Raw genomic sequence first — 7,383 nt, forward strand, 5'->3', positions numbered from 1 at the left:
AGAGAGCTTCGTCGCTTCTCCGGTATGTTCGGCCGTGTTTTTTACCGTGGCGGTGATCTGCTCCATTGACGCGGCGGTCTGCTCAACGGAGCTCGCCTGTTCTTCGGTACGTGCAGCCAAAACCTGGTTCCCGGCGACGATCTGCGCTGCCGCGCTGGAGATATTCTCCGACCCGTTCTGGACTTCCTGGACGATCTCCAGCAGGCGAGTTTTCATTACCATCAGCGCATGCAACAGTTCGCCGGTCTCATCTTTCTGCGTGGTGAGGATATTGCGGGTCAGGTCGCCCTCGGCAATCGTTTCGGCAAACTGCACCGCTTCATTCAGTGGCCGGGTGATGGAACGCACGATATACCACCCCATCATACAACCCGCGGCAATACCGATGAGCGCCAGCGCGATAAGCAACGCCCGGTTCGCAGTAAAATCACTTTCCACCTGCGCGCCAGCATGCAACATCTGCGCATCTTCAATGGCGATCAGCGCCTGAACTTTCTCTTTATAGGCCTGCTGTACATTGACCGTCGTGGTCATCATCTCCTGCATTGCCGCCTGTCGGTTATGGTTTTGCAGTGCCTGCAGAATGCGGAATCGGGAGGCGAGATATTGCTCGCGCACGTCGCGGATCCCGGCGATGACCTTTTTCGATTCGGCATTTAGCGGCGCAGCGTCCAGTTCATCCAGCAACACCGTAATCTGCTGGCTAATGGTGTCGAGCTTTTTCTGGGACGCCTGGGTCCACCGCCCCTCTTCGTCCATCAGCATCAACTGCTGTGTGCTGACAAAATCCTGAAAATGATCGATGAGCTTGTTGGCTTTTACCGTGATGGGATAGTCATTGGTAATGATGTTTTGCATACCGCTGTTGGCGCGGTCCAGGCTAAATAATGAAAGGCCTGAACTCACCATCATCAGTACAATAAACAATCCAAACGCGATAAATAATTTTGAGCGGATCTTCATGTTACGCAAAAACATATATTCTCCCTGGAGATAGTTTTTCTTCAGACAGATTCCTTTATCGGTAACAAACTCACTAACTTTATGATATTGATCGCTTTTTATTATCAATAACTGCCGGTAAATAGTTTTTGACGATGAATAAAGGCAGACCGATCGTTATATAAACGATTTTTTATGATGTCCAAATAGCCCAAAGACAGAAATGAAAAGATACGAATAAAATAAAAAAACCACCCGCAGGTGGTAATATTTAATATGTTATTAACATTATTATTACAATGACGCTTACCATTACCGGTAAGCGTTGATGCGGATAAAAGAAAGGATTAGTGCAGCACCGTCACGGCATCTGCCAGACGGCTGGCACGGTGTTTAACCATGGCGGACACCTGCGCGCTCTCTTCTACTAACTCGGCGTTCTTCTGCGTGATGTCGTTAAGTTCGCCTACCGCACGCGTCAGACTGGTCAATCCGTCGGACTGCTCAAGCGTTGAATGGCTGATCTGCGCAATCAACTGAGTGACGTTTTGTACCTGAGAGACAATATCATCCATCGTACGTCCCGCAGCGTGGACCTGCTGAGAACCCGACTGCACTTTATCCGCACTGGCATCGATCAGCTTACGAATATCATTCGCCGCGCTGGCGCTGCGGCTGGCCAGATGGCGCACTTCACCCGCCACGACGGCAAACCCTTTGCCTTGCTCACCCGCCCTGGCCGCTTCAACTGCGGCGTTCAACGCCAGGATATTAGTCTGGAAAGCGATGTCGTTAATCAGCGTGGTGATGGTGCCAATGCGCTGCGTGCTGTTGGCGATGTCATCCATGGTTTTAATCACGGTGTCCATCGCTTCACCGCCCTGTGCCGCCGCGCTACTGGCGGCAATCGACAGCTTATCGGCGGCGGATGCGGTTTCTGAGTTTTGTTTTACCGACGCCGCCATTTGATTCATGGTGGTCACCGTCTGCTGGACGTTATCGACCGTCTGACGCGTATGCTTATTCAGATCGTCGTTGCCTTTCGCTAAGGCTTCGCTGCCGTTTCTGACGCTCGACACCTGGCTTGAAACGTCGTTAATTAGCCAGCGACACATCAGACCAAGTTGCCCGACAGCGCGTAGCGTCAACCCCAGTTCATCACTGCGATTCAGATGCACCACGCTGTTTCGCTCACCGGTCGCCACCTTCAGCGCCTGCTTCGCGACATTCTCAATCGGACGAACAATCTGCCACTCAAACGCCGCTGTACCCAGTAGCATCACCAGCGCACACATCAGTTGTGCAAGCCATGGCGCACCAGACAGGTGTAGCACCGCCGCTAATACCACGTAGATCAGCGCCATCACGCTGCGGACCCGCCAACGCACCTGCATTGCCGGTAGTTTCCCGAGCCATCCTTTACGCACCACCAGTCCTTTGTGGATCCGGCGTCGACAACGACCTTCATTGAGCGCCTTGTAAAGCGGCTCAACCGTGGCGATCTCCGCATCCGTCGCGCGGGTGCGAATTGACATGTACCCCGTCACGTTCCCCTCGCGCACCATCGGTACCGCGTTCGCCCGAACCCAGTAGTGATCGCCATTTTTACGGCGATTCTTGACGATGCCGCTCCAGGGTTCACCCTGCTGCAGGGTGTACCACATGTCAGCAAAGGCTGCTTTCGGCATGTCCGGGTGACGCACCAGGTTGTGCGGTTGCGCCAGCAATTCATTGAGTGAGTAACCGCTAATATTGACGAACGTATCGTTGGCGTGCGTGATGTAGCTGTAGAGATCGGTTGTCGACATGAGGGTCGTATCGTCATCCAGCGGTGTATTTTGCTGGGTAACGTAGAACTGAGAAGACATAGTCGCGTCCTGTGCAAGTTATCTGGTTGTTAACTTCTTGTCAGATGTTATTTCGGCGCTAACAGATTTATCTTTAGATGTTAAATTTGATTTAGATCGCAATTTGCGATTAAACCTCATATTTTGTACGAATTCTAATTGATTGATTTAAAATACTTTCGCGTTGAAACTATAAAATCACGCTGTTGGACGCGCACTGTTATCGCGCAAATTTTGCACTATTTCTGCGCAATCGCCCCTTCTGACGCCGCGCTCGCACGGTCTTCATTTTGCACAAAAACCCAGCAATTGTTAACAAATGAGATTAAATGTTGCGCAATAACAGTTCTCCCTGGTGTTTATCCCGATTTTCATCAGCGCCGCCGGGATGGCGCAATCCCTGCAATACTTAAATCGGTATCATGTGATACGCGATCTCCGGGAGCATATTTTGAACAGGTTACCTTCCAGCGCATCGGCTTTGGCCTGTAGTGCGCACGCACTGAATCTCATTGAGAAGCGAACGCTTGATCATGAGGAGATGAAAGCACTTAACCGAGAGGTGATTGATTACTTCAAAGAGCATGTCAATCCGGGATTTTTAGAGTATCGCAAATCTGTTACCGCCGGCGGGGATTACGGAGCCGTAGAGTGGCAAGCGGGAAGTCTGAACACGCTTGTCGACACCCAGGGACAGGAGTTTGTCGACTGCCTGGGAGGTTTTGGAATTTTCAACGTGGGGCACCGTAATCCAGTTGTGGTTTCCGCCGTACAGAATCAACTCGCGAAACAACCTCTGCATAGTCAGGAACTGCTTGACCCACTGCGGGCCATGCTGGCAAAAACCCTTGCTGCCCTGGCGCCCGGAAAACTCAAATACAGCTTCTTTAGCAACAGTGGTACCGAATCGGTCGAAGCGGCGCTGAAACTGGCGAAGGCGTATCAGTCACCACGCGGCAAATTTACCTTTATCGCCACCAGCGGCGCGTTTCACGGTAAGTCGTTGGGCGCGCTGTCCGCCACCGCCAAATCGACGTTCCGCAAGCCGTTTATGCCGCTGCTGCCGGGCTTCCGTCATGTGCCGTTCGGCAATATTGAGGCCATGCGTACCGCGCTCAGCGAGTGCAAAAAAACCGGAGATGATGTGGCTGCGGTGATTCTGGAGCCTATTCAGGGTGAAGGTGGCGTGATCCTGCCACCGCAGGGTTATCTCACCGCCGTACGTAAACTCTGCGACGAATTTGGCGCGCTGATGATCCTTGATGAAGTCCAGACCGGGATGGGGCGTACCGGCAAGATGTTTGCCTGCGAGCATGAGAACGTGCAGCCCGACATTCTCTGCCTGGCAAAAGCGCTGGGCGGCGGCGTGATGCCGATTGGCGCGACGATCGCCACCGAAGAGGTCTTCTCGGTACTGTTTGATAACCCCTTCCTGCACACCACCACCTTTGGTGGCAATCCGCTGGCCTGTGCGGCCGCGCTGGCCACCATCAATGTGCTACTGGAGCAGAACTTACCGGCACAAGCGGAACAGAAAGGCGATATCCTGCTGGACGGTTTTCGCCAACTGGCGCGAGAGTTCCCTGACCTGGTGCAGGACGCCCGCGGGAAAGGGATGCTGATGGCAATCGAGTTTGTCGACAATGAAACCGGCTACAATTTCGCCAGCGAGATGTTCCGCCAGCGGGTCCTGGTTGCCGGAACGCTCAACAACTCGAAAACGATCCGCATCGAACCGCCGTTAACGCTGACCATTGAGCAGTGTGAGCAAGTGCTGAAAGCCACGCGTAAAGCGCTGGCGGCGCTGCGGGTGAGCATAGAAGAGGTGTAAACAGCTTGCCGGGTGATGCAACACCATTCTGGCCTGTGAACAAATGCCCCCTGCCCGGGGGCATTTTTTGAATCCCATCACAATCATCGCATTCCCCTTTTCCCTTTTCCCTGCCGACGACTAAATTAGACACTCATCCGACCACATAACAATAATTTTACATACTGGACAATCTTATGCGCTATCCGTCGCTGTTCGCCCCGCTTGATCTTGGTTTTACTCAGCTTAAAAACCGCGTGCTGATGGGTTCAATGCACACGGGACTTGAAGAGTATCCTGATGGCGCGGAACGCCTGGCCGCTTTCTATGCCGAGCGATCCCGGCACGGCGTCGCACTGATTGTCACGGGTGGCATCGCCCCCGCGTCATCTGGCGTCACGATGGAAGGCGGCGCGACGCTCAATGATGCCCGTGAGGTGCCGCATCACCGTATCATCACCGACGCGGTTCATCGTGAAGGCGGGAAAATAGCGCTACAGATCCTGCATACCGGGCGCTACAGCTATCAACCACAACTGGTGGCCCCTTCCGCAATTCAGGCACCCATCAACCGGTTTACCCCGCACGCACTGAGCCACGAAGAAATTCTGCAACTGATAGAAGACTTCGCGCACTGTGCCCAACTGGCACGGGAGGCGGGTTACGACGGCGTGGAGGTCATGGGCTCGGAAGGGTACCTAATTAACGAGTTTCTCGCCCTGCGCACCAATCAGCGCGACGATGAATGGGGCGGTGATTATACCAATCGTATGCGCTTTGCCATTGAAGTGGTACGTGCGGTGCGTCAGCGGGTGGGGAACGACTTTATTATTATCTACCGCCTGTCGATGCTTGATCTGGTGGAAAAAGGCGGCACTTTTGCAGAAACAGTGCAACTGGCGCAGGCCATTGAAGCCGCAGGCGCAACGCTCATCAACACCGGAATTGGCTGGCATGAAGCGCGCATTCCCACCATCGCCACGCCGGTACCGCGCGGCGCCTTCAGTTGGGTAACGCGTAAGCTGAAAGGGCACGTTTCGCTGCCGCTGGTCACCACTAACCGGATTAACGATCCGCAGGTTGCCGATGAAATTCTGGCGCGTGGTGATGCCGATATGGTGTCGATGGCGCGCCCGTTTCTCGCGGATGCCGAACTGCTGTCGAAAGCGCAATCGGGGCGTGCCGATGAAATTAACACCTGCATCGGCTGTAATCAGGCGTGCCTGGATCAGATCTTCGTCGGCAAAATCACGTCGTGCCTGGTGAATCCCCGCGCCTGCCATGAAACCAAAATGCCTGTTGTTCCGGCTTCCACAATAAAAAATCTGGCTGTCGTCGGCGCGGGCCCGGCGGGTCTTGCCTTTGCTATCAATGCTGCGGCACGCGGTCATCATGTCACCCTCTTTGATGCGCTGGGCGAGATCGGCGGGCAGTTCAATATTGCCAAACAGATCCCCGGTAAAGAGGAGTTTTATGAAACGCTCCGCTATTACCGTCGGATGATTGACGTCACCGGCGTCACCCTGAAACTCAATCATTATGTTGCAGCAGACGATCTGCAGGCATTCGATGAGGTGATCCTCGCCAGCGGGATCGAGCCGCGCAGGCCGCCGATCGACGGCATCGATCATCCGAAGGTTTTAACCTATCTCGATGTCCTGCGTGACAAAACCCCGGTGGGGAATCGGGTGGCGATCGTTGGCTGCGGCGGGATCGGCTTTGATACCGCAATGTACCTGAGTCAGCCCGGCGAACCCACCAGCCAGAACATTGCCGATTTCTGTGTGGAATGGGGTATCGACACCAGCCTGCAACAGGCCGGCGGATTACGTCCGGAAGGCCCGCATCTGGCTCGCAGCCCACGTCAGATTGTGATGCTCCAGCGTAAGGCCAGCAAACCCGGCGAGGGACTGGGAAAAACCACCGGTTGGATCCATCGCACCACGTTGCTTTCACGCGGTGTGAAGATGATCCCGGCAGTCAGCTATCAGAAGATCGACGATACCGGTCTGCATGTGTTGATCGGTAGTGAAGCGCAGACGCTGGAAGTCGATAACGTCATTATTTGTGCGGGTCAAGAGCCGCGACGTGAGCTGGCAGAACCGCTGCATGCGGCGGGAAAAACGGTGCACTTAATCGGCGGCTGTGATGTAGCGATGGAACTGGATGCCCGCCGGGCCATTGCCCAGGGCACCCGTCTGGCGCTGGGAATTTAATTCATTGCCCGGTCACATTGTGCGTGCCGGGCAGCTTTTCGACACACCTGGCGAATTCATTCAATGAACAACGCGGGTGAGATGCCAAACCGCGCAGCGAGTTTCTTCGCATGCTCCAGCGTTAACTTTCTCTGTCCGTTTAACACACGCGACACCATCGATTTACTGCCTATTTCCGGAAGATCTGACATGCTCAATCCATGTTGATCCATCAAAACACGGATAATCGATACCCCGGCAGGCATATTTTCCAGCAAGGTATTGAACTCAGCAAATTCCGGCGCAGAGTTTTCCCATGCTCTGATTTTGGCACAAACGAGATCCAGCAACGGGTTATCAGGATCGTTAAGCAACAAATGATCGATAAACAGCATGGCATCAGCGTACTGTTCCTCATTTTGAATCCCCGCCAAAAAGGGGGCTACGGCAGTCAGCTTTTCACCTGCTCTCAGGATATCTGAAATCACCATCATTTTTTCCCCTTGGTACGATGCATTGCGGTGAAAGCGTCATATTCATTATGTGTAAACACATGCCGTATATAGCATTTTTGAGAGGTGAAAAAGAG

At 53.7% G+C, this 7,383-nt stretch carries 5 protein-coding genes; 2 read left to right on the forward strand and 3 right to left on the reverse strand.

The annotated features are described in order from the left end of the window. Together AB7E14_RS17430 and AB7E14_RS17435 are read right to left on the reverse strand one after the other, a co-directional pair. Positions 1-978: methyl-accepting chemotaxis protein (locus AB7E14_RS17430; protein ID WP_428169727.1), on the reverse strand; the 978-nt coding region annotated here is incomplete at its 3' end. A 311-nt stretch (positions 979-1,289) separates the two neighbouring features. Then, entirely contained in the window at positions 1,290-2,810 is a 1,521-nt protein-coding gene (locus AB7E14_RS17435; RefSeq protein WP_428169728.1) for a methyl-accepting chemotaxis protein, read from the reverse strand. 430 nt (positions 2,811-3,240) lie between these two features. On the opposite strand from AB7E14_RS17435, the gene ygjG reads away from it, so the two are divergent. Continuing rightward, positions 3,241-4,620 carry a putrescine aminotransferase gene (gene ygjG, locus AB7E14_RS17440; protein WP_172740562.1) on the forward strand — a complete coding sequence of 460 codons (1,380 nt, stop codon included), beginning with the start codon at positions 3,241-3,243 and terminating at the stop codon, positions 4,618-4,620. Between the two features lie 176 nt (positions 4,621-4,796). Next, positions 4,797-6,815, forward strand: a complete 2,019-nt coding sequence (locus AB7E14_RS17445; RefSeq protein ID WP_316962548.1) for an NADPH-dependent 2,4-dienoyl-CoA reductase — start codon at positions 4,797-4,799, stop codon at positions 6,813-6,815. 56 nt (positions 6,816-6,871) lie between these two features. Here AB7E14_RS17445 and AB7E14_RS17450 read toward each other — a convergent pair whose 3' ends face one another. After that, positions 6,872-7,288 carry a helix-turn-helix domain-containing protein gene (locus AB7E14_RS17450; RefSeq protein WP_044327266.1) on the reverse strand — a complete coding sequence of 139 codons (417 nt, stop codon included), beginning with the start codon at positions 7,286-7,288 and terminating at the stop codon, positions 6,872-6,874. Positions 7,289-7,383 lie beyond the last annotated feature (95 nt).

Origin of the sequence: Citrobacter sp., assembly GCF_050252275.1 — a bacterium.
Lineage (GTDB): Bacteria > Pseudomonadota > Gammaproteobacteria > Enterobacterales > Enterobacteriaceae > Citrobacter_A > Citrobacter_A amalonaticus.

Bases quoted from the DNA above. Each gene is read 5' to 3' on its own strand.
- AB7E14_RS17445 (WP_316962548.1), top strand. From the start codon at position 4,797: ATGCGCTATCCGTCGCTGTTCGCCCCGCTTGATCTTGGTTTTACTCAG.
- AB7E14_RS17450 (WP_044327266.1), bottom strand. From the start codon at position 7,288: ATGATGGTGATTTCAGATATCCTGAGAGCAGGTGAAAAGCTGACTGCC.
- AB7E14_RS17435 (WP_428169728.1), bottom strand. From the start codon at position 2,810: ATGTCTTCTCAGTTCTACGTTACCCAGCAAAATACACCGCTGGATGAC.